17 protein-coding genes are annotated in these 25,207 nt (G+C 69.2%); 7 read left to right on the forward strand and 10 right to left on the reverse strand.

The genetic code is table 11. The annotated features are described in order from the left end of the window. Positions 1-7: 7 nt before the first annotated feature. The 3 genes from ACFPQ9_RS06525 to ACFPQ9_RS06535 are packed head-to-tail and all read right to left on the reverse strand — an operon-like array spanning position 8 to position 3,203. Positions 8-1,009 (reverse strand): NAD-dependent epimerase/dehydratase family protein, encoded by a 1,002-nt coding sequence (locus ACFPQ9_RS06525; protein ID WP_380847918.1) that lies wholly within the window; start codon positions 1,007-1,009, stop codon positions 8-10. Positions 1,010-1,062: 53 nt separating this feature from the next. Beyond that, positions 1,063-2,517, reverse strand: coding sequence for a sensor histidine kinase (locus ACFPQ9_RS06530; RefSeq protein WP_380847921.1), 1,455 nt, complete (start codon positions 2,515-2,517; stop codon positions 1,063-1,065). Further along, complete coding sequence (locus tag ACFPQ9_RS06535; RefSeq protein WP_380847924.1) at positions 2,514-3,203, reverse strand: response regulator transcription factor; 690 nt, start codon at positions 3,201-3,203, stop codon at positions 2,514-2,516. The genes ACFPQ9_RS06530 and ACFPQ9_RS06535 overlap by 4 nt, the downstream gene beginning before the upstream one ends. A gap of 152 nt (positions 3,204-3,355) precedes the next feature. On the opposite strand from ACFPQ9_RS06535, the gene ACFPQ9_RS06540 reads away from it, so the two are divergent. Genes ACFPQ9_RS06540 through ACFPQ9_RS06550 form a run of 3 tightly spaced genes read left to right on the forward strand, consistent with a single transcriptional unit; the run spans position 3,356 to position 5,879 of the window. Next, positions 3,356-4,693, forward strand: a complete 1,338-nt coding sequence (locus tag ACFPQ9_RS06540; protein WP_380847927.1) for a ferredoxin reductase family protein — start codon at positions 3,356-3,358, stop codon at positions 4,691-4,693. A 29-nt stretch (positions 4,694-4,722) separates the two neighbouring features. Further along, a complete protein-coding gene (locus ACFPQ9_RS06545; protein WP_380847930.1) occupies positions 4,723-5,136 on the forward strand; it encodes an FMN-binding protein in 414 nt (137 codons plus the stop codon). 23 nt (positions 5,137-5,159) lie between these two features. Next, positions 5,160-5,879, forward strand: coding sequence for an FAD:protein FMN transferase (locus ACFPQ9_RS06550; protein WP_380848468.1), 720 nt, complete (start codon positions 5,160-5,162; stop codon positions 5,877-5,879). 3 nt (positions 5,880-5,882) lie between these two features. On the opposite strand, the gene ACFPQ9_RS06555 is transcribed toward ACFPQ9_RS06550, so the two are convergent. After that, on the reverse strand, positions 5,883-6,731 hold the full coding sequence (locus ACFPQ9_RS06555; protein ID WP_380847933.1) for a hypothetical protein: 849 nt from the start codon (positions 6,729-6,731) through the stop codon (positions 5,883-5,885). Then, positions 6,728-7,159, reverse strand: coding sequence for a hypothetical protein (locus ACFPQ9_RS06560; protein WP_380847936.1), 432 nt, complete (start codon positions 7,157-7,159; stop codon positions 6,728-6,730). Before ACFPQ9_RS06560 ends, ACFPQ9_RS06555 begins: the two co-directional genes overlap by 4 nt. Positions 7,160-7,493: 334 nt before the next feature. Between ACFPQ9_RS06560 and ACFPQ9_RS06565 the strand changes: the two genes are divergently transcribed. Next, positions 7,494-9,941 (forward strand): FlgD immunoglobulin-like domain containing protein, encoded by a 2,448-nt coding sequence (locus ACFPQ9_RS06565; RefSeq protein ID WP_380847938.1) that lies wholly within the window; start codon positions 7,494-7,496, stop codon positions 9,939-9,941. Positions 9,942-10,015: 74 nt separating this feature from the next. Here ACFPQ9_RS06565 and ACFPQ9_RS06570 read toward each other — a convergent pair whose 3' ends face one another. The 3 genes from ACFPQ9_RS06570 to ACFPQ9_RS06580 form a co-directional block, all read right to left on the reverse strand. After that, positions 10,016-10,627: a hypothetical protein gene (locus ACFPQ9_RS06570; protein ID WP_380847941.1), complete on the reverse strand. Its 612-nt coding sequence runs from the start codon at positions 10,625-10,627 to the stop codon at positions 10,016-10,018. 608 nt (positions 10,628-11,235) lie between these two features. Continuing rightward, positions 11,236-11,634, reverse strand: coding sequence for a hypothetical protein (locus ACFPQ9_RS06575; protein ID WP_380847944.1), 399 nt, complete (start codon positions 11,632-11,634; stop codon positions 11,236-11,238). Positions 11,635-11,648: 14 nt separating this feature from the next. After that, positions 11,649-19,343 (reverse strand): golvesin C-terminal-like domain-containing protein, encoded by a 7,695-nt coding sequence (locus tag ACFPQ9_RS06580; protein ID WP_380848471.1) that lies wholly within the window; start codon positions 19,341-19,343, stop codon positions 11,649-11,651. 1,268 nt (positions 19,344-20,611) lie between these two features. Between ACFPQ9_RS06580 and ACFPQ9_RS06585 the strand changes: the two genes are divergently transcribed. Both ACFPQ9_RS06585 and ACFPQ9_RS06590 read left to right on the forward strand, forming a co-directional pair. Continuing rightward, the gene (locus ACFPQ9_RS06585; RefSeq protein WP_380847947.1) at positions 20,612-21,079 is read left to right on the forward strand and encodes a hypothetical protein; all 468 of its coding nucleotides are present in this window, start codon (positions 20,612-20,614) and stop codon (positions 21,077-21,079) included. A 32-nt stretch (positions 21,080-21,111) separates the two neighbouring features. After that, positions 21,112-22,047 (forward strand): L,D-transpeptidase family protein, encoded by a 936-nt coding sequence (locus ACFPQ9_RS06590; RefSeq protein ID WP_380847950.1) that lies wholly within the window; start codon positions 21,112-21,114, stop codon positions 22,045-22,047. On the opposite strand, the gene ACFPQ9_RS06595 is transcribed toward ACFPQ9_RS06590, so the two are convergent. Both ACFPQ9_RS06595 and ACFPQ9_RS06600 read right to left on the reverse strand, forming a co-directional pair. Then, positions 22,010-22,453 carry a hypothetical protein gene (locus tag ACFPQ9_RS06595; RefSeq protein WP_380847953.1) on the reverse strand — a complete coding sequence of 148 codons (444 nt, stop codon included), beginning with the start codon at positions 22,451-22,453 and terminating at the stop codon, positions 22,010-22,012. The two genes, ACFPQ9_RS06590 and ACFPQ9_RS06595, sit on opposite strands and share 38 nt — an antisense overlap. Next, complete coding sequence (locus ACFPQ9_RS06600; protein WP_380847956.1) at positions 22,453-23,679, reverse strand: molybdopterin-dependent oxidoreductase; 1,227 nt, start codon at positions 23,677-23,679, stop codon at positions 22,453-22,455. The genes ACFPQ9_RS06595 and ACFPQ9_RS06600 overlap by 1 nt, the downstream gene beginning before the upstream one ends. 114 nt (positions 23,680-23,793) lie before the next feature. On the opposite strand from ACFPQ9_RS06600, the gene ACFPQ9_RS06605 reads away from it, so the two are divergent. Next, positions 23,794-25,161 (forward strand): hypothetical protein, encoded by a 1,368-nt coding sequence (locus ACFPQ9_RS06605; RefSeq protein WP_380847959.1) that lies wholly within the window; start codon positions 23,794-23,796, stop codon positions 25,159-25,161. The last annotated feature ends 46 nt before the right edge of the window (positions 25,162-25,207 follow it).

Consider the following 25,207-nt stretch of genomic DNA (forward strand, 5'->3'; position numbering starts at 1 on the left):
TCGCAGGCTACGCCGTGCGCATCCCGGCTTCGGCGAACTCCCGCATTCCCGCCTCGAAGCCCACCTCCGCCCGCCAGCCCAACTCCGCCCGCAGCCGCGCCGAGTCCGCCGTGATGTGCCGTACGTCGCCGAGCCGGTACTCCCCCGTCACGACCGGTTCGGGCCCGCCGTACGCGGCCGCGAGCGCGTGGGCCATCTCGCCGACGGTGTGCGGGTCGCCGCTGCCGGTGTTGTACGCGGTGAGCGCGCCGTGCGCGGGACTCGCCTCCAGGGCCGCCACGTTGGCGGCGGCGACATCCCGTACATGGACGAAGTCCCGCCGTTGCCGGCCGTCCTCGAAGACCCGCGGTGCCTCGTCGCGTGCGAGGGCCGAGCGGAAGAAGGAGGCGACTCCGGCGTAGGGGGTGTCGCGAGGCATGCCGGGGCCGTAGACGTTGTGGTAGCGCAGCGACACCGCCGTGCCGCCCGTCGCCCGCGCCCACGCCGCCGCCAGGTGTTCCTGGGCGAGCTTGGTGGTCGCGTACACGTTGCGCGGGTCGGCCGGGGCGTCCTCGCCGACCAGGCCGGGCGCGAGGGCCGCGCCGCACGCCGGGCACGGCGGCTCGAAGCGGCCCGCCTCCAGGTCGGCGACGGCACGCGGGCCGGGCCGTACGACACCGTGCCGCTCGCACGCGTAGCGCCCTTCCCCGTACACGACCATCGACCCGGCCAGCACCAGCCGGCGTACGCCCGTGTCGGCCATGGCGGTGAGCAGTGCGGCGGTGCCGAGGTCGTTGCGGGAGACGTACTCCACGGCGTCGGCGAATCCGGCGCCGAGCCCGACCATCGCGGCCTGGTGGCACACGGCGTCCACGCCGGTCAGGGCACGGCGGACGGCGTCGGTGTCCCGTACGTCCGACGCGGGATCACAGCGGACGTCGAACACGACGGCCTCGTGCCCGCGGGCCGCGAGCGCCTCGACGACATGGGACCCGATGAACCCGGCACCGCCGGTGACCAGTACACGCATACGCTCACGCTAGGGCCGGCGGGGGCGCCGGCGCCCCCTGCGCACCGGTCACGTCATGACTTCGTAAGCGCTCCGACCGTCAGCGGAATCGTCACCGTGAACACCGTCGCCCCCGGCTCGCTCGTCAGGTCGATGTGGCCGCCGTGGGCTCGCACCAGCGACTGGGCGACCGCGAGGCCCAGGCCGCTGCCGCCGCGGTCGCGGCTGCGAGCCTTGTCGACGCGGTAGAAGCGGTCGAAGACCCGCTGGCGGTCGGCGGGCGGGATGCCGGGGCCGGCGTCGGCTATCCGGATCTGTGCGGCGCCGCCCGTCAGCGACACCGCCACGGACACCTCGGTGCCGGCCGGGGTGTGCATCGCCGCATTGGTGAGCAGGTTGTCCAGGACCTGGCGGATGCGCTGGGGGTCGAGGCGCAGCGTGAGGGTGCCGGGTCCGGGAGCCAGGGTCAACGGGTGGTCGGCGTGGGTGACGCGGAAGGCGTCCGCCGCCTGCTCGACCAGGTCCACCAGGTCGGCCTCCTGCGGCCGCAGCGGCGTCTCGACCTCCGCGGCGTCGAGGCGGGCGAGCAGCAGCAGGTCGTCGAGGAGGAAGCCCATCCGGGCGGCCTCCGCGCGCAGCCGCGCCAGGTGCCGGTCCCGTTCCTCGGGGGCGTTGGCGGCCGCGTACTGGAACAGGTCGGCGTAGCCGCGCACCGACATCAGCGGAGTGCGCAGCTCGTGCGAGGCGTCCGCGACGAAGCGGCGCAGCCGCTGCTCGGCCTCCGCGCGGACCACGAGCGAGTCGTCGATGTGCTCCAGCATCGTGTTGAACGCGGTGCGCAGCTCCTCCACCTCGGGCCCGCCGCCGCGCCCGTCGTGCCGTACCGGCAGCCGCCCCGAGTCGGTCAGGTCGTGCGAGGTGATGCCGCGGGCGGTGTGCGCCATGTCGCTCAGCGGCTTCAGGCCGCGCCGCAGCATGCCCCGCCCGAGCACCACGAGCGCCAGCAGCGCGAGCCCGAACGTCACGGCCTGGATGGTGATCAGCTGGCCGACGGTGTCCTCGATGTCCTCCATGGGCGCCGCGCTGACCAGCACCACACCGGGCTCGACCTCGCAGGCCCGCAGCCGGTACTCGCCCTTGCCCTTCAGATGCTCGGTGCGCAGGACCTCGGTGCTCGCGGCCATCTGCGCGCGGGCCAGGGAGGTGAAGTCGTCGACGTCCGCCGGGACGTCGGCCGGGTCCTCCGGCCTGCGCAGCACGGGCTCGCCGCCGGAGACGTCGTACACGGCGTAGTACCAGCTGTAGTACTTCTTGCCGGAGAGCGTGCCGTAGTCGGCTATGGACTTGGACTGGGCGACCTGGCCCTGCGCCAGCGTGGTGTCGAGCTGGGCCGACAGGTAGTCGCGCATGTACGTCGTCAGCGCGGTGCCGACGACCGCGAACACCACCAGCGACAGGGCGCCGAGACCCAGCGCCAGCCGGGTCCCGAGCCGCATCCCGCGATACGCCCGCCGCAGCCGCCCGCTCACTCGGCCGCCTGCCGGATCACGTACCCGAAGCCGCGCACGGTGTGGATCAGCGGCGCGCCGGTGTCGTCGAGCTTGCGACGCAGGCGGCTGACGACCAGCTCGACGACGTTGGAGCGGCCGCCGAAGCCGTACTCCCACACATGGTCGAGGATCTGCGCCTTGGTGAGCACGGTCGGCGACTTGCGCATCAGATAGCGCAGCACCTCGTACTCGGTGGGCGTGAGCGTGAGCAGCTTCTCGCCACGGCGGACCTCGCGGGTGTCCTCGTCCATCATCAGGTCGGCCACCCGAAGGACGGAACGCTGGAAGCCGGGTCCCGCGCTGCGCCGCAGCACGGTGCGCAGCCGGGCCATCAGCTCCTCCACGGCGAACGGTTTGACCAGGTAGTCGTCGCCGCCGCGGGTCAGCCCGGCCACCCGGTCGGCGACGCCGTCCCGGGCCGTCAGGAACACCACGGGCACCATCGTCCCGGCGGCGCGCAGCCGGTCCAGGACGCCGAAGCCGTCCACATCGGGCAGCATGAGGTCCAGCACCACGATGTCCGGATGGAACTCGGCGGCCAGCCGCAGCGCCTCCTCGCCGGAGTTGGCGGTGACCGCCTCCCAGCCCTCGTAGCGGGCGACCGTCGCGACGAGGTCGGCGATGGGCGGGTCGTCGTCCACGACCAGCAGGCGTACTTTCTCCACCCGTTCATAGTGCGGCACCGGGCGCGGAACCTCGGGGCCGGGTGACGGCCCAGGACCACATCGATAATCAGCTGATAGATCTACGACAGCTTTCCGACAGCTCCGGCCGGTCAAGCTCGGTATCCACAGACGAGATCAAGGAGCTGTCGCACGTGACGACCGTCCAATCGCCCCCTGCGCCCCCCACGGCGATACGCCCCAGGGTCGTCGCCCGCACGGGTCTGTACGCCGTGCTGGCCGCGAACGTGGCCGTGGTGCTCTACTTCTTCTTCGCCGCCGGCTTCGCCTCCAACGCGCTCATCGTGCTCGGCCGCCTCACCGGCCTGGCCGGCGCGCTGCTGATGGCCTTCCAGCTGGTGCTGGTGGCCCGGCTGCCGTGGCTGGACCGCCGGATCGGCATGGACCGGCTGACGTCCTGGCACCGCTGGACCGGCTTCAGCGTCCTGTGGGCCCTGCTCGCGCACGCCGTCTTCATCACCTTCGGCTACGCCGAGTCGTCCTCGCTGGACCCGGTGAACCAGCTGATCGACCTCGCCGAGACGGTCGAGGGCGTGCTGCGTGCGGTGGTGGCATTCGGCCTCATCGTCGTGATCGGCGTGGTGTCGGCCCGCTTCGCGCGGCGCAGGCTGGCGTACGAGACGTGGCATTTCATCCACCTGTACACGTACGTCGCGGTGGTCCTCGCCTTCACCCACCAGGTGGCGGTCGGTACGTCCTTCACGTCGTCGTCGGCTGCTACGGCGTACTGGTACGGCGTATGGGGCGTCGCGCTCGGCTCGGTCTTCGTCGGCCGGCTGGTGCTCCCCCTCTGGCGGAACTGGCGCCACCAGTTCCGGGTCTCGGCGGTGGTCCCCGAGTCCCACAACGTGGTCTCGATCTACATCACCGGCCGTGACCTGGACAAGCTGCCCGCACGCGCCGGCCAGTTCTTCCTGTGGCGGTTCCTGACGAAGGACCGCTGGTGGCAGGCCAACCCGTTCTCCCTGTCGGCGGCGCCCGACGGCACCCAGCTGCGCCTGACGGCCAAGGCGGCGGGCGACGGCTCGGCGGCCCTCCGTCATATGAAGGTCGGCACGCGCGTCTTCGCCGAGGGCCCCTACGGCGCGTTCACCGCGATGCACCGCACGCGGCCGGAGGCGGTGCTCATCGCGGGCGGCGTCGGCGTCACCCCGATCCGCGCACTGCTGGAAGAGCTGCACGGCCACGCGGTCGTGATCTACCGGGTCGCCTCGGACCAGGACGCGGTCCTGTACGGCGAACTGGCCGAGCTCGCGCAGAGGAAGGGCGCCGAGCTGCACCTGGTGTCCGGCCCGGTCACCCCGGACAAGCTGGCCCCGGCGGAGCTGTCCCGGCTGGTGCCGGACATCACCGACCGCGATGTCTTCCTCTGCGGCCCGCCGCCGATGATGAACGCGGTGATCGGCAGCCTGCGCGAGCTGGGCGTGCCCCAGGAGCAGGTCCACTTCGAGCGCTTCAGCCTGGCCGGCTGAGCGGCACCGACAAGGACAAGGAAGACATCGTGAAGCGTGCCATACCCGTCCTGGTCCTGAGCATGGCGGGCCTGGTCCCGGTCTGGCTCTATGAGCCGTCCCTGGGCACGGCGGCCACGGAGTCGGCCGCGCCGGCCCCGACACCGTCGGCGTCGTCCGGGTCCTCCGGATCGTCCGGATCGGGCGCGACGGTCGTCAAGGGCTCGACCGTACAGACGGACAAGGGCCCCGTGCAGGTCGAGGTGACCTTCCGGGGCACCGGGATCGCATCGGTACGGATGCTCCAGCAGCCCAACCACCCCCAGACCGCGGCGGCCGTCCCGAAGCTGATCGCCGAGACCCTGGAAGCCCAGAGCGCGGACGTCGACACCGTGTCCGGCGCCACGATCACGAGTGACGGCTACAAGGAGTCCCTCCAGGCCGCCATCGACGCGAAGGGCTGATCGTGCACCGGGTCGAGCACGTCATGGGGTTCCCGGTCTCGCTCCGGGTCGACGACGAGCAGGTGGGCGAGGACGTGGCGGACGCCGTGTTCGCGTGGCTGCGTGAGGTCGACGCCCGGTTCAGCCCGTTCAAGGCGGACAGCGAGGTGTGCCGGCTGGAGCGGGGTGAGATCGCGCGGCACGCGGTCAGCGCGGACCTCGCCGACGTGCTCGACCTGTGCGAGGAGTACCGGGTCGCCACGGGCGGCGCCTTCGACGTACGGCTGCCCGGTCGCGGGCTGGATCCCTGCGCGGTGGTGAAGGGCTGGTCCGTGCAGCGGGCGGCGGAGTTGCTGAGGGCGGCGGGCGCCGGGCGCTTCGTCCTCAACGCCGGAGGAGATGTGGTGGCGGCGGGCGGGCCGTGGCGGGTGGGCGTACGGCATCCCGAGCGGGCCGACCGGCTGTGCACGGTCGCGGAGCTGACCGACGGGGCGATCGCGACGTCCGCGCGCTACGAGCGCGGCGACCACATCGTCGACGGCCGCACGGGGCGTCCGGCGACGGGCCTGCTCTCGCTGAGCGTCGTGGCGTCCTCCCTGACCGTCGCGGACACCGTGGCGACGGCCGCGTTCGCGATGGGAGCGGAGGGTGTGCAGTGGGCCGCGGCGCGGGAGGGGTGCGAGGTGTTCGCGGTGGACGCCGAGCGGAGGGTGTCGCGCACGGAGGGCTTCCCGGTGGCTTCGGCGGAGGTGCGGGCGGCGTGAGGGTCAGTCCGTGACGCCGGCCGGCCGAGCGACGGTCCCTTCGAACACACCTCGGTTCTGCTCGCTGACCTCTTGGCGGTAGGTGACGCGCTGCCCCTGATACGGGATCAGGAAACCGAAGGCGAAGCGGTGGGAGGTGATGCGAAAGGTGGCGGCATCCAGGACCAGGACCTCCTCCAGGCGGTTCAGCACGATGTCGCGCTCGCTCGCGGCGACACCGGCGTCGCGCAGCCGGTCCAAGGTCGGCCGGAATTCGCGGGCCGCCTTCGCGAGGGCGGGTCGGTGGCGGCTGTCGGACAGTCGGGCGGAGGGGATGCGGACGCGCAGTTCGACATGGCCTTGCACCGCGCTGACGGTGACCTCGTCGCCGTATTCCTGGAATGCGTCCAGCGCGGCGAGGGGGTCTTCCACCTTGTTCGCGAACTCGGGGTCGTCGAGGGGGCCGTGCTCCCAGACGGCGGTGCCCTTCTTGACGTACGCCGTCCCCTCGGCGACGTAGATCTCCTCGGGCTCGCGTACGCCTTTGCTGAGGGTGGCGCCGGTGGAGTGGAGTGCCCATGCCGCGCCGGTGGTGCGGTGGACGGTGGCCGTGTAGGTGGCGGCGTTCTCCTGGCCTTGGAGGAGCAGGCCCTCGCGGCCCCGCACGGTGAATGTCCAGCCCTTCTGCCGAGTCATGGCCTCCTCGGCGCGGGCGAGGAGGTCGGCGGCGGTGCGGGGCGCGGGGGCGGGCTGTGGGCTCTGGGTGGTGGGCTGTGCGGACTCGGCGGGCTTCCCCTGGTCCGTGGAGTCCGCACAGCCGGTCAGTGCGACGGCCGCGAGGAACAGCGCCGGCGCGGCAGAGGTCCTTCTCACGCGACGACTCCCCTGGCCCGACCGTGCAGGGTCAGATAGAAGGTCTGGAGGGACTCCCCCGGACCGCCGAGTTCGAAACGGTTGCCGACCTTGCCGAGCGGATTCCAGACCCGTCCGTCCGACATCCGTACGCCGACGGGCTGCCCGAAGTACTCGCGCTGGTCGGCGTCGAAGTCCACCCACACCGCTCCCGCGCGACGCACGAGCACCTCACCGACGTAGGCACCGAGCCCGAACAGCATCTCCCGCACCTGCTCCCGCCCGGCCCCGCCCTTGCGCAGCCCGTCGATCAGGAAGTCCACGACCCGCAGGCTGGCCACGGAGTAGTCCAGCGGAAGCCGGTTGCGGGCGGTGACGCGCGCGACGAATCCCGCGGCGCACGACCGCATCTCACTGGCACCCGGGACCCGCCCGTCCATGCGGCTCATGGGACCCCACCCCTTCACTCGGTCAGTCGGGCGAGCGGTTTCCGTCTCTCCCTGACGATCAAGCGGATGTCGCATCAGGAACATCACAGGTGGCAGGCGTGTCGATCAACACACAGTCAAGTCAGGCCGGACGTACAACCTTTGGGATTTTCGTGCGTCACCCATGACGCCCCCACTCTGTCCGCTTTCTTCACTTACAGGCGATTGGTGAGCCAGGTCGAATCACGTCCGTCAGCCGTGCTAGCTTGCGGCGCCTTTTGCCGGGCTGTTCCGCGTCGACCCCCGGGTGTCCGCGTCGAACGGCCCTCCTTGCCATGCCTGTTGGAGGTGCTCCGTGGCCCCACGCCACAAGCCGAACCGAACGCGACCTCTCATACGCGGCGGCCTGGCCGCCGGCCTTGCCCTCGCGGCCGCCGGCGGAACCCTGCCCTTTCTCCTGTCCGACGCCCATGCCGAGACCCCCTCGCTGACCGTCCCGGCTCCGGACCGCTTCAAGCCGGTCGCCAACCCCGTGTACGGCGCGGGGCCCGGCGGCGTCGTGGAGCGCGTGGAGGTCCAGGACCAGAGCGCGCTCGGCCACTACCGCTGGACACCGGACGGCGGTGACCCGGTCGACCTGCCCGCCTCGGCCCCGTACGACGACATCAACTCGATCGACGGAGGGGGCGGCAGCCACGTCTCCGTCACCAGCGGGGACGTCGTGGCGATCTACGACTTCCCGAACAGGGTTCAGCTCAAGGACATGACGTCCGGCACGACCACCCAGTACACGCTGCCCGACGGCCACTTCTACCGTGGCGTCTTCGGCTCCGCCGTACTCACCGCCACCCGGGACGCGAACGGCGACAAGAACGTCCTGCATGTGCTGCGCATGGCCGACGGGCAGCTCACCGACACCCTCGTCACCGGGCTGAACGGCTGGGTGGCGGAGGACGGCATGACGCTCGGCGGGGACGACCGTTCGGTGGCGCTCTGGTACGCGCACCCCGACGGCACCCGCGGTGTCGGTCTGCTGGACCTGGCGACGGCCGAGGTCACCCCGGTGTTCCAGGGCGCCACCGGCGCGCACGCCCAGGTCGTGTTCTCCGACGCGTACGTCGCCTGGTACTCGCCCGACGGCGGCAACACCACGGCCCGTGTACTGCCTCGCGCCACCCCCGAGGCGGCGGAGACCAGGCTCGAACTCGGCTCGGACGGCGCGGGCACCCCGCAGCTCGGACTCGTCGGCGACTGGCTGCTGACCACGCGTCAGTTCACGCAGAGCGCCGACGACTTCCTGGTTCGCGAGGGCGCTCCGCTCACCGCCCTGCCGATCACCGGAGGCGAGCCCAGGACGCTGCTGGAGCACGCCGGTCGGCGTATGGCGCAGGTCCCGGGCGGCGGCGTCGTCGTCACCGGCGGCGCCTCGTCCGGGGACTGGGCGGTGCGCCGGGTCTCCGTCGGTGACGACGGGGCGCCCGTGCTGCGTACGGTGCGCGAGGTGGCCCCCAAGGAGGGCAGGCTCACGCGGCTGTCGCTCACGGCCGGACACCTGGTCACGGCCGAGTCCGACACCACGTACCTGCCCGCGCTCTTCCACCGGCGGATCGCCCTCGGTGCCACCCCGTCAGCCGGCGATCGGTCGCTGCTCGCACGGCCGGACGCGCGGACCACCGGCGAGGCGGCCCAGCGCGTGTACGACTCCCGGCAGCCGGTCGGCACCGGGGACGGCCGTACCGTCGTCGCCACGACCGACGAGGACGGCACCCAGGTGCTCGTGGTGCTCGCGGTGGACGGCACGAGGACCGTCGTGCCCGCCGTGGACCCGCAGACCGGGGAGAAGATGCCGACGGGCTCCGACCACGTCTCGGCCGTGCGCTCGGCCTCCGGCCGTTATGTGGTGTTCGGCGACAGCGGGCGCGGCCTGGAGGACCGTCAGTACGTCGTCGACCTCGACGCGTCCGGCGGGCCGAAGGTGGTCCGGGTCCGCCAGGGCCAGGGCGGCCTCGCGGTATGGGGCACGACGCTCTGGATGCCCAGCGACTCGGACGACGGCACACTCCAGGCCGTCGACCTGAAGACCGGTGAGACGACGGCCACGGACCCGATCACCGACAACGGCTGTCTGCCGCAGCAACTGCAGACCTCCGGGCCCTGGGTGTACTGGGACTGCTACCCCTCGGGGTCGGTCAGCTCCGGTCACGGCGTCTACAACACACAGACCCGGCAGTCGTCCTGGGCGCCGCGCGGCACCCTCGGCGACGGCTACGTGGTGGCGTACGACGGGGACCGCGGCCGGCTCGACCTGACCCCGATCGGCGACGCGTCACGCACGATCGAGGCCTTCACGTCCCCGTACGCGTACCCGATCGTCGAGGCCGACCGCTTCGGCGGCGCGGTCGCGTACGCGAAGGACAAGAGCGCCCGGATCACCGTGGTCGACCCGGGTGTCGCCACGTCCCCGGTGGCCGGGATCGAGTCGCGGGTCGATGGGTCCGTGGACCTCGGATCCGCCACCGACGCCGTCTGGGACGCGGACTGGCAGTTGTCCAAGCCCGTCGTCGACGCCCGGGTGGCGGTCCGGAACAAGGCCGGGCGCACGGTGTTCGAGGGCTCGGCGGAGGAGTACGCCGCCGCCGTCTCGTTCACCTGGGACGGCCGCACCGACAGCGGCCGCTACGTCAGCGACGGCACCTACACCTGGGAGCTCACCGGCACGCCCGCGGACGGCAGCGGGGCCGCGCTCACGGTCACGGGCACGGTCGCGTTCAGCGGCAGCCACGGAGCACGTACGACGAGCTGAAGGCGGTTACTGACACGCCCTCTCACACAGGTGTGTGCCGGACCGAAACCCGGCCCGGCCCACACCTGCCGCTGTCAGCCCCAGGACATGCCCGCGTAAGGATCCGGTCCACCGGTCCACGGGTCCAGCCCCTGCTCGAGGCGGCGTCGCCCCTCCGCCTCATTGAGGAAGAGGGCCGAGCCCGCACCCCAGAAGGACAGGTCCCCGATCGGACAGTCGTCGAACTCCGCCCGGATGACACGCACGACGAATTCGACCACCCCGCAGTCGTAGCGCCGCCAGAGGTTGTCGCCCCTTTCGTACACGAGCAGCGGCCAGGTGGCCGGGTCCTCGGCCGAGGCGTCCCAGCACAGGATGTCGGCCGCGCAGGAGACCCCCCACGCGATCAGCACCGGCTCCAGGCCGGCCACATCAGGAGCCTTCGGAATCCTGCCCCAGGCCCCTTCGGCGTTGAGCGTCTCGTGGATCATGCCGCCGTAGGGCGAGGCAGGTGCTTCCTGCTTGTTCTCGGGGGCCATGATCACCAGGCAGTCCTCGACCCCACCCGCTCCGTAGGAGTCGATGAACCGGTGGTAGTCGGACGGGAAGGTCCTTCCCCACGACTGTTCCACGCGCCCCCAGTCCACCGAGGTGTCACTCTCGGCCGTGGGGGGCATGATGCGCTGAAGCGTCTCCCACGCGGTCATGCTGCCGTCCCCCCCTCCGCTGCACCCGATCCTGTCATGGCAACCCTCCGGTGGGAATCTGCCGCAAAGGTGTTGGACACGAAGGCGTCGATCTTGCTGCCCCCATGTGTGTCGACTGCCGCCGGTGAAGGCGTAGCGGTTGCCCGTGAACGGGTCGGCGCCGAGGCCCATGGCCGCGAGAGCTCCGTTGCACATGTCCCGCGAGGTGAGCAGGTTGAGGCCCGGGTCGTAATCGCGGAAGCCCACGCCGTACGCGCCGGACTGGGCGTCCCGGTCCTTGAGGCTCCTGTCCGTCGACGGCGCTTACGCGGCATCGACGCCGGGTAAGGAAGCGCGCCGCCCTCGTCACCCGAGGCCGGCGCGTTCAGTAGTGCCTTTTGTTCGTAGGTGACGGCGGGACCAGCGAAACGTCGGATTCCTGAAGTGTGGGTCACCGAGCAGTACCGGCACCGGCCGTGACCGAGTGAGGGGAAACAGCGGCGAGCGCCCCGGCCAGGTGGACAGCGGCCGTGCAGAGGTGCCCCTGCACGGCCGCCTTCACAAATCGCCGCGCTGCCACTGGATCTGTCGGAGCAGCAAGTGGCTAGGCCAGGGCCGATTCTCCGATTTCAGCCTGCCTTTTCATCCGGCAGAAGGAAAAGTGACACCGTATGCGGTCGCGGTTCGCCCTCTACGCATACCCGCACACGCCAATTCCCAGGCGTAGGCAAGCGTAGTGATTCCTGATCTTCTTCTGCTGGGGCTGAGACGCACATGATTCCCGATGAAAAATTCATCACTGAATCAAGTACGCTACGTCCCCTTTCTGAATCGGGGACGCCGAGCCACACTTCGACTCGAACGTCACCGTCGACATCGGAACGCGAGGCGATATAGATCTGCCCAGGGGTATAGATCACCTCCTCCTCACCCGTCTCTGCGACCGGGTAGTCTTCGGTGCCGAAGTCGCGAATCGAGACCATCGGGAACTGGGTGTAGACGTCCTCGGCCCACAGGAGTTCGCTCATACTTTCCCTTACCTTCACGGCGCCACGTAGATTCCGTTGACTTGGCGTACGTTGATCACCGCCACCAAGAACGGATCCCCATTCTTGACCCTGTTCGTGCTGTAGAACGCTGAGATTGTAGTGCCCTGGATTTGCTGCTCCGCCGCGGGTACACCCATGACCTGGGATCCCAGACCGCCTTCCCTGGTGGAGGCAAATGGGTACTCATCACAGCTCCCTGAACCCAGCGACTTCCACCAAGTAGTGCATCCTGCGAACTTTCGATTGTCGCTGATTTCCTTCCCGCCGCCGTTTCGGTGCAGCAGGAAGGGCTTGCCGGCAGCGATTGCCGATGCGTCGTTGATGGCGATCTTCGGTGTGCGATTCCCATCGACTACGTATACAGGAAGGTCGCGGCATTGCGACTCGCGCAGACCATACGTGGCCTGACAGTTGTCCACTGCCGTGTCCCACTGGGAATCGGTCAACCCGTCGGGGCGGTCGAAGATACTGCCCCAGTGGATCTTGACAGGATCCGTCTTGAAGAGGCTGATGATCCGCGGAAGCACCCACTTTTCGGCCTGCTTGAGGCCGCCAACAGGGCCTACGACCACCACGCCGGCTTTGATTTCGGGGTTCCTGATCGGGACAGGCGCGTCGTCGGTCTTGCTGTCCTCGGATCGCGACGCCTGGTTCTCGTAGTACTGCGCGAGATAGGGGTCGCTACCGCACACACCAGGCTCAGAGCAAATCATGTGCCCGTCGTACTCAACCCTGCTGGTGGGGTTCCCGCCGGTGAATGCGTACCGGTTGCCACTGTACGGGTCCACGCCGAGGCTCATGTCGGCGAGGGCACCGTTGTACATGTCCCGAGTGGTGAAGCGGTTCAGACCGGGGTTGTAATCCCGGAAGCCCATGTCGTAGGTACCCGACTGGGCGTCCCACCGCTTGGAGTTGTAGCGGTAGGGGTTGTAGAGCTCCTTGGTCGGGTCGGTGACATCAGGCTTGTCGATGCCGGTGAACTCGGACTCGTCGTCGGAGCCGTAGGCGGTGTAGCCGTAGGTGGCCTTGGTGTCGCCGTCGGCGCCGGTCAGGGTTTCGACGTCGGTGTGGCCGTTGTAGCCGTAATAGCCGTCCTCGGTCGTGCCGTCGCCGTTGTGCTTGATCTGCGACAGGCGCTCACCCCAGGGGCTGTACTGGTACGACTTGGTCAGCGAGCCCGAGACCTTCTCGTCCAGGACCTCGGAGGAGAGGCCCAGGTACGCGAAGTCCGTGGTCTTGCCGTCGACCGTCTTGGATGCGGTGCGGTCCAGCGGGTCGAAGACGTACGTGGTGGACTTCATCGCACCCGTGTCGTCCATCTTCTGGGACTCCACGACGTGGTCGAAGCCGTCGTACACGCTCCGTTCGATGACCTTGCCGCCTGAAGTGACTGATTCCAGACGGCCGAACGGGTCGTAGGTGTAGCTCGCTGGGGTTCCGGATGCGGTCGCAGTCAGCAGCCGGTTGCGGTCGTAGTCGTACGTAGCGGTCGTGCCCTTGACCGTCTGGCTGATGACGTTGGCGTTGTCGTCGTGGACGTACGTCTCCGTGCCCGCGCCGTTGCCGGTCTTCACGGCCTTGGCCAGCCGGTCGGCCGGGTCGTAGGTGTAGTCCGTGGTCGACGACAGGTACGCCGCGTGACTGTCGGCGTTCATCTTCTGCGCCACGTCCTGCGACTTGTTGCCGTTCGCGTCGTAGGCATAGGTGTGCGAGGAGACGAGGGTGTCGTTGGGCTTCTTCTCCGTGGTCGACTTCAGCGCCGCATCCAGGTAGTACGTGTGGTCAACGGTGTTGCCGTTGGCCTTCGTCTCCTGCCGACGCTGGCCGCGGTCGGTGTACGTGTACGACGTGATCTTGGGGTTGGCGTCGGTCGCGGTCTTGCCGACAGAGACCGTCTTCACCAGTTCACGCAGGTCATAGGTGTACTTGGAGAACTGGTCCGGGTGCGTGACCGTCTCGGGCTTGCCGTTCGCGTCGTAGGTGTACGAAGTGGACTTCTTCTCCTGGCCGACGAGCGACTCGGTCACCTTCTGGACCTGGTTGAGGCCCGTGTAGGTGATCGCGTACGCGTCGATCTTCGCGGTCGACGAGGTGTCGTCGATCTGCGTCAGGTTGCCGTTGAGGTCGTAGGAGTAGGCGAAGTCGGCCTTCTCCGTGTCGGCTGGGTCACCGCTGGTGTCCCGGACGAGCTTCACGCCGTCTGCGACCACCGTGCCGCCGCTGTTCTGGAACAGCCGCAGCTTGGCCGCGTTGCCTTGTGTGAAGGCGTGCGAGCCCAACGAGACCCAGGTGCCCTGGTTCGCGCTCGCATTCTGGTCGATCGTCTTGTCAACGGTTCCGGACGCGTGGGTGAGCGTGTACTTCGCCGTCGTGGCGGCCCCCGTCACCTTGGGGAACCTGACGTACGTGATGTACGTGCCGTCCTTGGGGATGTTGAGCGTCCATGTGAAGGCGTCCGTGCCCGTGCCCGCCGTGTGGGTCTCGTGGTTGTAGCCCTGCTGCCCGGCGATGTCTCCCTTCGTCCAGGTCCCGGTCCTGACGGTGTTCTGGGTGTCGGAGTTGTCGACCAGGACGACTGACTTCCCCACTGGGGCGCCGTCGTCCGCGCGGGACTTCAGCGAGCCGTCGGGGTAGTGCGACCACGACATCGTGCGGTCCGAGGAGCCGCCCGCCGAGGTCAGGGTCCGCTTGATCTGCTTTCCCAGCTCGTTGTAGTCGTAGGTGGTGGCGATGTCCCACGGGTCCGTGGACGACCTCACCCAGCCGTTGTCGAAATAGCCGTAGTTGGTGTCGTTGCGGACGGTCTCGCCGTCCGACGGCGGCAGTGAGGTCCTCGCGACCCGGCCCACCTTGTCGTAGGTGGTCTCCGTGTAGACGTTCGGATTGTTGTAGCGGCTGTCCGCTGGGTCGTACGGCTGGTACTGCTTGACCGGGCGGTTCAGCGCGTCGAACTCGGTACGGCTGGTGAACGCGGTGGTCGTACCGGCCGCGACGGCTCGCGGGGTGATCACCTTGGTGGTGTTGCCGACCTGGTCGTACTCGTACTTCGTCGTGCGGTACGTGATCGATGTCGTACCGTCGTGCGGGACCTTGACCTCGGTCTGCTTGCCCCGCTCGTCGTAGACGACGGTCGTGACATTGTTCTCCGCGTCCGTGGTCGAGGTGACCAACGAGTCCTTGTCGTAGCCCCGCTTGGTGGTCTTGCCGGCCGCGTCGGTGACGACCGTGGTCCGGTGGTTCAGGTCGTAGTCGGTCTTGCTCGTGTAGTCGGTCGTGTCGGCGGTGGCATTCTTCTTGGGGTCGATGACCTTGGTGATGTTGCCGACGGTGTCGTACTCGTACGAGACCTTGTCGCCCTTGGCGTTGACCACGGAGGTGAGCTGGTAGATCTCGTCGTAGTGGTTCGTCGTAAGGTAGTCCGTCGAATCCGTTGTCGACGCCGTGCCCTTGGGCTCGGTCGTCGTCTTGATGTTGCCGACCTTGTCGTAGGTGTACGTCGTGGTGCGCGGAGCGGTCAGGTTGTTCGCCGGCGCGGTCGCCGACGTGACCTGGTCCGCGTTGTCGTACACCGCCGTGGAGTCGGCGCCGTTGGGCGCCGTCGTCTTGGTGATGTTGTCGTTGGCGTCGTACTCCGGTGCCGGTGTGGTGATCAGTACGCCCGCCGCCTGGTCCTTGGGCACCACGTTGACCAGCGGACGGCCGAACGTGTCGTACGTCTGGGTGGTCACGTTCTGGTTGGCGTCGGTGACCTTGGTGACCTGCCCGCGCTCGTCGTACTCGAACTTCGACGAGTTGGTCTTCGCGTCCGTGATCGTCGTCGGATAGCCGGTGAGCTCGAAGCCGCTGTACGTCGTCGGGTTGCCGTTGGCGTCGGTCCCCTTGGTCAGCTGGCCGTATGAGTCGTAGTCGTACTTCGTGGTGTAGTCACCGGCGACCGTGGTGGTCGCGACGCCCTTGGGATCGGTGACCGTCTTCAGGTTGCCGAAGGAGTCATAGCCGAACTGCCACTTGCGGCCCTCCGGGGAGGTTTTGCGGAACAGGTCGGCGGAGTAGCCATCGGCGCGGGTCTGGTACTCGTACTTCGCCGCGTTGGCCGGCCACTTGGTGGAATCCGTGACACAGGTGGTCGTCTGGTCGGGCACGCCGGCCTTGTTGTTCTCCGCGTCGCGCTGCCAGAGCGGGTAGCCCGTCTTCTGGTCGTAGCAGTACGCCGTTTTCCCCCCGTTGTCCTCCTCCAGGTACGTGACGTTGTTGTCGGCATCCCAGCTCATTTTCATGATCTGAGACTTGGCGTTGGTCGTCTGGACCGGACGGCCGAAGTCGTCCGTGACGTACTTCGTGGCGTGCGTCTCGGCGTCCGTCACCGTCGTGTCGGTGAACTTCGTGTTCGTGGCGTTCGCCGCGTAGGTGAAGCCGGTGTCGCCGCCGAGGCGGTCGGTGACGGTCTTGGTCCACCAGTGGTACTTCGGGTCGTCACCGGCCTTCGGCGCGTAGTACGCCAGGTCGGTGCCGTGGCCGCGCGGGTCGGTGACCTGGACCAGCTTGACGTTCTTGTTGCCCTGGTCGGCGTCGTAGGTGAACTTGAAGTCCTTCGGCTGGGAGGATCCCTCGCCGTCGGTCAGCCAGCCGAGCTGGCCGGTGGTCGTGTAGTAGAAGGTGATCTTGCGATCCGAGATGTCCGTGATGGACTTGACGTGATCGTAGATCTTGGGCTCGTTGAGGTTGGTGCCCGCTGCCTTGGCGCCGGTGGCGGTGATGTACGTGTAGGTGGCGTCACCGGAGACGACACCGCCCTTGTTCTCGTACTTCCGGTAGTAGTCGATCTTCAACGACTTCCGGCCGGCCGGGTCGGTGATGTACGTGAGGAACTTCGTCGGCTTGTTGCGGGACTTGCGTTCCTCGTACGTGTACGTCTGGGTGTTGCCGTTCTTGTCGACCACCGACGTGAGGTAGCCGTCGCAGCCGAAGAGGAAGCGCGTGCCGTCGGGGCGGAGCAGCGTCCACGCGTCCGGGACCGGGTCCTTGTTCGGGGTGCAGTCCAGGCCCGCCTTCATCGTGATGCGGTAGTGGACGCCGGCCGGGGCTTTCCAGGTGCCGTCGGCCTGTTTGGTGAAGACGTGGGTGGTGCCGTCGCCGTCCGGGAGGCGGATCTCGGTGGCGTTGGCGTTCGGGTTGGGGTGGAAGTCCAGCGGTGCGCCGAGCCGGATCGGGCCCGCCAGCTGGGCGGACCAGCCCGCGCCCGTCACCGTGTCGCTCGTGTCCAGCGAGTTGTACGCGAATCGCGCGAACGTCGTCAGACCGCGCCCCGGGTTGGTGAACGCGTTGTACGACCACACGCTGTTGCCGGAGGCCAGGTTGTTCATCACCGTCGAGCCGGCGCCGGTGTTCTTGCCGGTGTAGGAGTAGAACTTCTCCAGGCCCAGGGAGTTGGAGGTGGGATCCTCCACCGCCACGTTCTGCTTCAGTGACGGGATCCCGCCCGTGCCGGCGGACAGCCAGCTGCCGTCCGAGACCTTGCGGACGTCCCAGCCCAGCACGTAGTCCGTGCGCTTATTGCCGGAGTCGGAGTTGATCGGCGTCTTGACCTGTGCCTGGATCGTCGCCGACGAGCCGGGAGCCAGTGCCGGGATCGCCGTGGAGAGCTGATTGCCGCCGGTGGTGACGTCCGTACCGTCCGGGAGTTTCCAGGTGTACGACAGCTGCCGCTCACCGCTCGCCCAGGCGGAACTCGTCGTATTGGTGACCGTGAAGTCCACCGTGTACGTCGAGTTCGGGGTCATCCGGGACGGGGTCTGCGGGGCGTAGTACGTGTCCTCCGTCGTGGAGTCGACGTAGATCACGCGCAGCAGCGGGCCGAGTTGCTGGTCGGACGTCTCCGAGGCCAGGAACACCGTGCGCTCCTGCGGGCCGGTGGCGGACTCGTCCTTGAGCTTGATCAGGGCGCCCTTGTTGGACGTCGGGGTCTTCACCCAGCCCTGGGTCAGCGAGGTGGCGTCCCACCAGTGGCGGCCCACCTCGGAGACCTGGGCGACGGTGTCCGACACGGTCGCTGAGAAGTCGCCGCCGGGCGCCGTCCATGCCGTGCCGGTGGCAGCGCTGTTCCAGGTCGTCTGGGTTTCGTTGAAGTCCCTTGTCAGGCCGTGGAGTTCGTAGATCGCACCGTTGGTGTCGGTGGTGGTCTCCGCGCCCCACATGAACAGCCGGGACTCCAGCACCGTGGCGGTGGTGGGCAGGTCGGCGGTGGGGAACTTCAGCGCCGTGCGGGTCTTGCCGTAGGTGGGTGAGTTGTTGCCCACCGTCAGCCATTTCTGGCCCGCGCCCGCGGAGTCGATGGTGTCCAGGTTGGTGGTCGGGGTGGCGGAGGAGAGCGTGGTGTCCGTGGTGGCGGCCGCGGTGCCCTGGATCAGCTGCATCGTGCGGCCCGCCTTCGGGACGCCGACGATGCGGGTGGGAGAGCCGAGGAGTTGGCCGTCTGCCGTCTTCACGGCGATCTGGTAGTAGTACGACCGCCCGATCTCCGACGAGGACGAGTCCGGCGTCGGGGTCGCGGTGGTGTCCGTGTACGTGGTCGCGTTCTTGTCGATCGGCGCGATCAGGGTGGCCGCCGACGGGGTGAACGCCTGCTGCGTGGAGCGGTGCAGCTGGTACTCGGCGATGTTCAGGTCCGCGTCGCCGGTGGTGTTCGCGTACGCCTTCCAGGACAGTTCCGGGCCCGTGGAGTGGATCACCGTGGGCGAGTCCAGCGTGGTGCCGACCTTGCCGTACGTCACCGTCAGGCGGGGGATCGTGGCGGTCTCGCCGCCGTAGTCGCCGTCGCCGGACTCGTAGCGGGGGCCGCCGAGGGGGTTGTTCGCCTCGTCGGTCGCCTTCAGCACGAAGCCGTGGTTGGTGGCGGTGCCGTCGACCCACTTCTGCACCGTGTCGCCGACCGGGAAGCTGTGCCAGCGGTTGTACTGACCCGCCGACTTGGTGATCTTCGCCGGGTCGACCAGGCGCACCGCGTCCGCGATGACCGCCTGGCTCGCCGGTACGGCCGTGTCCTTGAGGTCGACCTTGTAGGCGCCGCCCTTGTTGAAGCTCAGCTCGTTGGCGTCACCGCCGAGCGAGGTCCACACGCCGCCCGTGCCGGTGGTCTGGTTGACGTTGTACGTGCTGGTCGCGCCGCCGGCCGCGGTCACCGTGTAGGGGGCGGCCACGGCCCGGTTGGCGCCCTGTACATAGTGCGCGTCCACCCGGTAGGTGCCCGTCTCGGGCACGCGGACCGGCCAGGTGAAGGAATCACCGGTGATCGAGTCGAGGTTGAAGCGGAAGGTGTCCCCGACCGCGTTCGTGGTGGCGCCGGAGGTCGACCACGTCCCGACCGCCGCGGTGCCCGCGTCCTCGTCGTCGACCTGGACCGTCGTCGCGGACTGCTCACCGACCAGACTGCTGGTGTTGGACCAGGTCGCCGTCGTCTCGTCCCAGGCTCCGGTGGCCCGGTACACACCGATCTGGGTGTTGGTGGTGGCCGTGGTGTGCGCCTGGTCGAAGTACATCTCCAGGCGGGCCGAGTCGATCTTCGTGCCCGAAGGGATCTCGCTCAGCGGGAACTTGATCAGTGAGCGGGAGTTGGCCGTGGTGGAGGTGCGGCCCGCGGACAGCTTCCAGGTGGTGTTGAAGTTCGTCGACGGCTGGTCCGACAGGACCATGGTGTCCTGGGACTGCGAAGGTGACGGGGCGATCGTGATCGTCGGGTCGATGACGACCGGGTACTGCCGGTCCTCGGCCGCCAGCCACTTCGCGTCCGGAGTGACGGTCAGCTTCCAGGACTTGCCGTCCCGGGTGAGCTTCTGGGTGACCTTGGTGCTGTAGGTCCGGCCGTAGACGGAGGAGTCCGCCTTCTTCGCGTCCGTCATGTACGGCGCGGGGATCACCATCACCGGGGTGTGCGGCAGCTCGCCGTACAGGGCGATCGAGCCGTCCTTGCGGGCCTTCGGTATGAGCCCGTCGGTGTCGAGGGTGAAGGTGAACTTCAGGGGTCCGTCGGGGCGTTCGGCGAGGGTGATGTTCTCCTTCACCCGGCCCGGGCCCACCACGTACTGCAGATCCGCGCCCTCGACGGCGTTGTCGTAGGTGACCGTGGAGCCCTTGGCCGTCGGCTTGAGGCCCTTGTCCGTTCCGTCGAGGCCGAGGGTGACCGAGCGCCCGTCGGGCGACTGGAAACGCACCAGCCGGTCGGATTCCGTGCCGAACCAGCTACGGCCTTCGTTCGTCGTGTTGGCGAACTCGAAACCCTTGGCCTCCGACGCCCGGACCGTTGTGTCGACCGACTTCCAGGACGCCTTCTTGCCCGAACCGGAACGGTATGACGTCGGTACCGCCGACAGTTCCGCTTCGACACGGCCGTCCGACAGCTGCCAGAATCTTGCGTTTGCCGTTCGTTTACCTGAAAGTTCCCTGACTCGTTTCGCCTTGGGATCGCTCTTCGGCCAGGAAACCTTCTCTCGGTCCGCAATCTCCAACTCGTCATGGGACGGCGGATCGGCCAGTTCCCCACTGCCGTCGTCGCCGTCCGAGAACCAGCCTTTGACGGTGTCGAAAATCCCCTTGTCGTCACCGTCATCAGCCGGCGCCGCATAGGCGACCTGGGGCAACGCGGTACTTGTCACCGCGGCTACCACCAGGCACGCCACCAGCCTGCCCAGTCTGGGTTTCACGCCAAACCTTTCCTCACGCGTCATGGCATAAACATGCCGCCAGAAATCAACCCCACCCATGAGAATGCGAGCCCATGGGTAGGGGCGCCGGGTTTCTATTCATTCCGGTGACGGGATGTCAAGCGCCAGGACAATACGGACCATTGACCGGAGCGGTCCGCGCGATGTCCGATATTTCCGCTCGCTGGCCGACGTCGGACGGCATCGTGTATAACCCGCCCGGTTGACTTCGAGCAGTTCCATTTCGAAGGGGATAATTCATGGGCGACAACAGACGGGAATCCACGACTCCGGCACTCTTCCGGCGCGCGGACCGGTCCGGCCTGATTGCGGCCGGTGCGGCCCTGGCCGTGTGCGCGGGGCTCGTCGTGTACGGCGTCGTCGAGAGCGGCGAGAGCGACAGCGCGCCGCATCGCCGCACCCCCACCGCCTCGGTCACCTACGAAGTGACCGGTCGGGGCGCCGCGGACCTCACTTTCCAGGCCCGCAGCGAGGCCGGGAAGGCGATTGTCGTCAAGGCCGCCGCCCTGCCCTGGCGCAGGACCGTCGACGTGCCGCTCGGCCAGGACCCGACCATCAGCATCACCCTCGGCGAGAAGGGCGGACAGGCCCGCTGCACTCTCGCGATCCGCGGCCGGCATGTCCAGAGCGCCACCGCCAGCGGCACGTTCGGCCGTGCGACCTGCACCGGCGCCCTGCCGGCCACCGCCCCTCGGACCGCGAGCTGACCTCGCCCTTCCCTCCCCGCAAGGAGCCCAGCGTGCAAGCCTTCCCCCGGCCGGTTCTGATCGCCGCCGCACTGCTCAGCACCCTCGCGGCGACCTCCGCCTGCGGCGGGCAGGGCGACCAGCGGGCGGCGGCGTCCGACGCGGTCGAGGTGTCGCGGTCGCCACAGGCGCAGGACCCGACCGCCGTCGGCACCGCCTCGCCCGGCGCCTCCGCCTCCCCCTCGGCGAGCCCCTCCACAAGGCCCTCCACCTCGGCATCGGCCTCCCCCTCGGCGAGCGATGCGAAGGCCACCGGGCCGTTCACGAGCGGCACGGGGGCGGATCCCGGGTCGGCTTCCGGCGACACGGCACCCGCCGCCCAGGCCCCCGCCACCCCCGCCTTCCCCGTCCCCGCCGACCCGGGCAACGCCACCCAACTCATCACCGTCGAGGCATCCGGCTCCTACGCCACCGTCACCGCCTGGGCCAGGGGATCGGCCGGCTGGAAGGCGCAGTTCAGCACCAGCGCCGGACGCGTCGGCTCCAACGGCGTGACCGACGGGGCCACCCGCCGACAGAGCACCTACACCACCCCCACCGGCACCTACACCCTCACCGAGGGCTTCGGTGTCGAGGCGGGCGGCACCGCGATGCCGTACCACCGGGTCACGAAAGACGACTGGTGGGTGGAGGACCCAGAGTCGAGGTTCTACAACTCCATGCACGGCGAGGCGGGCGCCGACTTCCCACTCACCGAGTCCGGCGACCGCGGCAGCGAACACCTCGTCAACTATCCGACCCAGTACGCCAAGGCCCTCGTCATCGACTTCAACCGCTGGCCCGCCACCCCCGGCCGCGGCGCCGGCATCTTCCTCCACGTCAACGGCAACGGCGCCACGGCCGGCTGTGTCTCCGTGCCCCGAGCCACCATGGACCGCATCATGGGCTGGATCACGCCCGGCGCCCATCCCCGGATCGCCATCGGCTGACCAGGAACACGACGGCCGAGCCCCCGAAGAGCACGGCCGTGATCAGCAGCCAGCGGGCCAGGAAGCCGTCCGTGGACAGTGCGGTGACACCGGCGTAGCGGTCCGCGACCCGGCCGGTGATCAGGGGGAACCAGATCAGCAGGAGCAGCAGGGACAAGGCGGCGGGGACGCGGACGTACGCGACATGCGGACGGCAGCCTCGTACCAGCGCCCGATCCGCCGCCCCGTACACCGGCACGAGGACCAGGTCGTGGACGACGGCCGCCCCCACGAACCACAGCGCGACCGAGAACCAGTCACCCTCCAGCAGCCGCACCCCCGCATACCCGGCGAGTGCGAACGAGCAGAGGAGGAGCAGGATCTGGAGCGGGCTGCCGACGGGGATCGACCAGGGGCGTCGTCGCATCACAGGTCTCCGAAGGTCAGTCGCGCCACCCACTTGGTGTTCAGCACGCCGGGTGCGGCGGGCACGATGATCCGTGCCGGGTGGCCGTGGTCGGGGGTGAGGTCCTCGCCGTTGACGAACAGGGCGAGCAGGGAGCGGGAGTCGGCGACCTGGTTGGCGCGCAGGGCGGCCCGGCGGAAGGCGCCGCGCTGCTGGAGGGACTCCACGAGGACGTCGGGCGGGTCCCCGTCGTGGCCGACCAGCGCGGCCAGGTCCCGCAGCCGTACCCCTCGCCACCACTGGTCGGACGTCGACCAGCCCTCCACGCAGGCGATGGGCAGCGCCGCGCTGTGCAGCGGCATGGCGAGCAGGTCGGCGCGGGAGAGGCGGACCGTGCGGCCGTCGCGGCCCTCGACCACCAGCCGCCATGCCTCCTCGTTCGTGTCGGCCTCGCGGATCCCCGCATACGCGGCCGTTTTGTTGATCTGGAAGCCGCCGGGACCGCTGCCCGGTTCGGCGCCGCCGTGCGGGGCGAGGAGGGCGGTGCGGCGCAGGGCGCCACTGAAGTTCTGTCCTACGGTCGTGGCGAACAGCAGCAGTGAGCCTCCGCCCACGAACCAGAGGGCGCCGCGCCGGGAGACGGTCGGCTCGGCGGGGTCGGGCGGGACCAAGTCGTTCTTCTCCTCCCGGAGTTGTCGCAGATTGCGCCAGGCCGTGGGCATCTTCAGCACCACATGCGCGACGAACGCGGCGAAGAACACCCACGCCCCGTAGAAGTGCAGGGTGTAGAAGGAGCCGGGGAAGATGTAGTCCAGCTGGATGTTGAGCACCCCCGTCACGAACTCGAACAGCGCGCCCCCGACCAGGAGCAGCAGCGAGATCCGCTCCAGGGCGTGGGCGAGCGAGCGTGCCGGCGGCAGCGTGAAGAGCCTCGGTACGACCGACCACAGCTTGGCCAGCAGCACCGGGATCAGGGTGATGCCGAGGGTGACGTGGATGCCCTGGTTGAGGCGGTACAGCCAGTGCGGGTCGGTCGGCCAGGAGAAGAGGTAGAAGCCGAGGATGCCCTTGTCCGGGGTCTTGTCGTTCACCGGCGCGAGGTTCGGGTTGTAGGCGGCGTAGGACACCAGCCCGGTCACGAACAGCACCGTGATCCCGCCGAGCAGGACGATGCCGAGCACCGAGGTCAGCCAGGGGCCGCGCAACGGGCTGCGCCAGAAGGAGGGGGAGAAGGGAGACCGTGCCATGCGCCGACCGTAGGCCGAGACAGGGCCGGTGAAGGCGCCGCGAACCATGACGAATCTCTGACGTCCGCGCCTGTCACGCGTCCGGCCGACCCCGAGCGCCCTAGCGTCGCAGACGTGACCAGCGATCTTCTGCCCGAGGCCCCCGCCGACACCCGCACCGCCGCTCGCCGGGACCTCCGCCGCGATCTGAGTGCCGCCGCGGCCGCCGTCCTGCTCTTCGCCGTGGCGGCTGTCGTCGGCACGGCTGTCGAGCACCGGGACGGCACCCTTTTCGTCAACTGGCCGCCGCTCCTCGCCTACTGGGAACCGCACCTCGGTCCGGGCACCCCGGCCGCGATCACCGTCGCGGTCGCGGTGGTGGCGTACGGCCCGCCCCTGGCCGCACGCCTGCCCTGGCGCCGACTGCTGGCGGCCGTGTGGGTGGCGGGCATGGCCTGGACCTTCTCGCTCGCGCTCGTCGACGGCTGGCAGCGCGGCATCGCCCGCCGGCTGACGACACGGTACGAGTACCTCCAGGTCATCGACCGCTTCCAGGACATCCCCGCGGCGCTGCGGGACTTCACCTCGCACATCGTGGTCGGCGCCTCGCCGGAGCACTGGCCCGCGCACATCGCCGGGCATCCCCCGGCGGCCACGCTCACCTTCGTCCAGTTGGACCGGATCGGTCTGGGCGGCGGCGCGTGGGCCGGGGTCTGGTGCATCACGGTCGGGGCGACCGCCGCGCTGGGCGTCCTCGTCACCGTCCGCACCCTCGCCGACGAGAAACTCGCCCGCCGCGCCGCGCCGTTCCTGGCCCTGGCCCCGGGCGCCGTGTGGATGGGGACGTCCGCCGACGGCTACTTCGCGGCGGTCGCGGCCTGGGCGGTGGCTCTGCTCGCGCTCGCGGTGACGGGGCACCGGCCGCGCCGGACCGGCCTCGCCTCGGGGCTGCTGTTCGGCCTCACCGTGTATCTGTCGTACGGCCTGACGCTGTACGTCGTGATCGCCGCCGCCGTGCTCGTGCTGGGCTCCGGGCGCGTCCGGCCCCTCCCCTTCGCGCTGGCGGGTTTCGCGGTCGTGCCGGTCGTGTTCACGGCGCTGGGCTTTTACTGGTGGGAGGCGTACGACCTGCTCGTCACCCGCTACGACCAGGGCGCCGGCGGCACCCGTCCGCAGGCCTACTGGGTGTGGGCCAACCTCGCCTGCCAGGTGCTGGTGGTGGGGCTCGCGACGGTGGCCGGGCTGCGGCGGACCGGAGTCGTGCTGCTGCGCCGGGACCGAACGGCCGCGTTCCGGCTCGGTGTTCTGGTGCTGGGGGCCCTGGTCGCGATGCTGGTCGCCGATCTGTCCGGGATGAGCAAGGCGGAGACGGAGCGGATCTGGCTGCCGTTCGCGCTGTGGTTGCCGGCCGCCTGCGCGTTGCTGCCGAGACCGCGCGCCTGGCTCGTGGCGCAGGCCGTGCTGGCGCTGCTCGTCAATCACCTGCTGCTGACGGGTTGGTGAAACCGATCACCGAGAGGTAAGGTTAGGCTTACCTAAGTCACCGGAA

It is taken from the genome of Streptomyces coerulescens, assembly GCF_042657965.1.
In the GTDB taxonomy this organism is placed as follows: Bacteria; Actinomycetota; Actinomycetes; order Streptomycetales; family Streptomycetaceae; genus Streptomyces; species Streptomyces coerulescens.

Coding starts and splice junctions, on each gene's coding strand:
- ACFPQ9_RS06525 (WP_380847918.1), bottom strand. CDS start 1,009: ATGCGTGTACTGGTCACCGGCGGTGCCGGGTTCATCGGGTCCCATGTC.
- ACFPQ9_RS06550 (WP_380848468.1), top strand. CDS start 5,160: ATGGGGTTCCCGGTCTCGCTCCGGGTCGACGACGAGCAGGTGGGCGAG.
- ACFPQ9_RS06560 (WP_380847936.1), bottom strand. CDS start 7,159: ATGAGCCGCATGGACGGGCGGGTCCCGGGTGCCAGTGAGATGCGGTCG.
- ACFPQ9_RS06570 (WP_380847941.1), bottom strand. CDS start 10,627: ATGACCGCGTGGGAGACGCTTCAGCGCATCATGCCCCCCACGGCCGAG.
- ACFPQ9_RS06575 (WP_380847944.1), bottom strand. CDS start 11,634: ATGAGCGAACTCCTGTGGGCCGAGGACGTCTACACCCAGTTCCCGATG.
- ACFPQ9_RS06580 (WP_380848471.1), bottom strand. CDS start 19,343: ATGGTCCTGTCGGACCAGCCGTCGACGAACTTCAACACCACCTGGAAG.
- ACFPQ9_RS06585 (WP_380847947.1), top strand. CDS start 20,612: ATGGGCGACAACAGACGGGAATCCACGACTCCGGCACTCTTCCGGCGC.
- ACFPQ9_RS06595 (WP_380847953.1), bottom strand. CDS start 22,453: ATGCGACGACGCCCCTGGTCGATCCCCGTCGGCAGCCCGCTCCAGATC.
- ACFPQ9_RS06600 (WP_380847956.1), bottom strand. CDS start 23,679: ATGGCACGGTCTCCCTTCTCCCCCTCCTTCTGGCGCAGCCCGTTGCGC.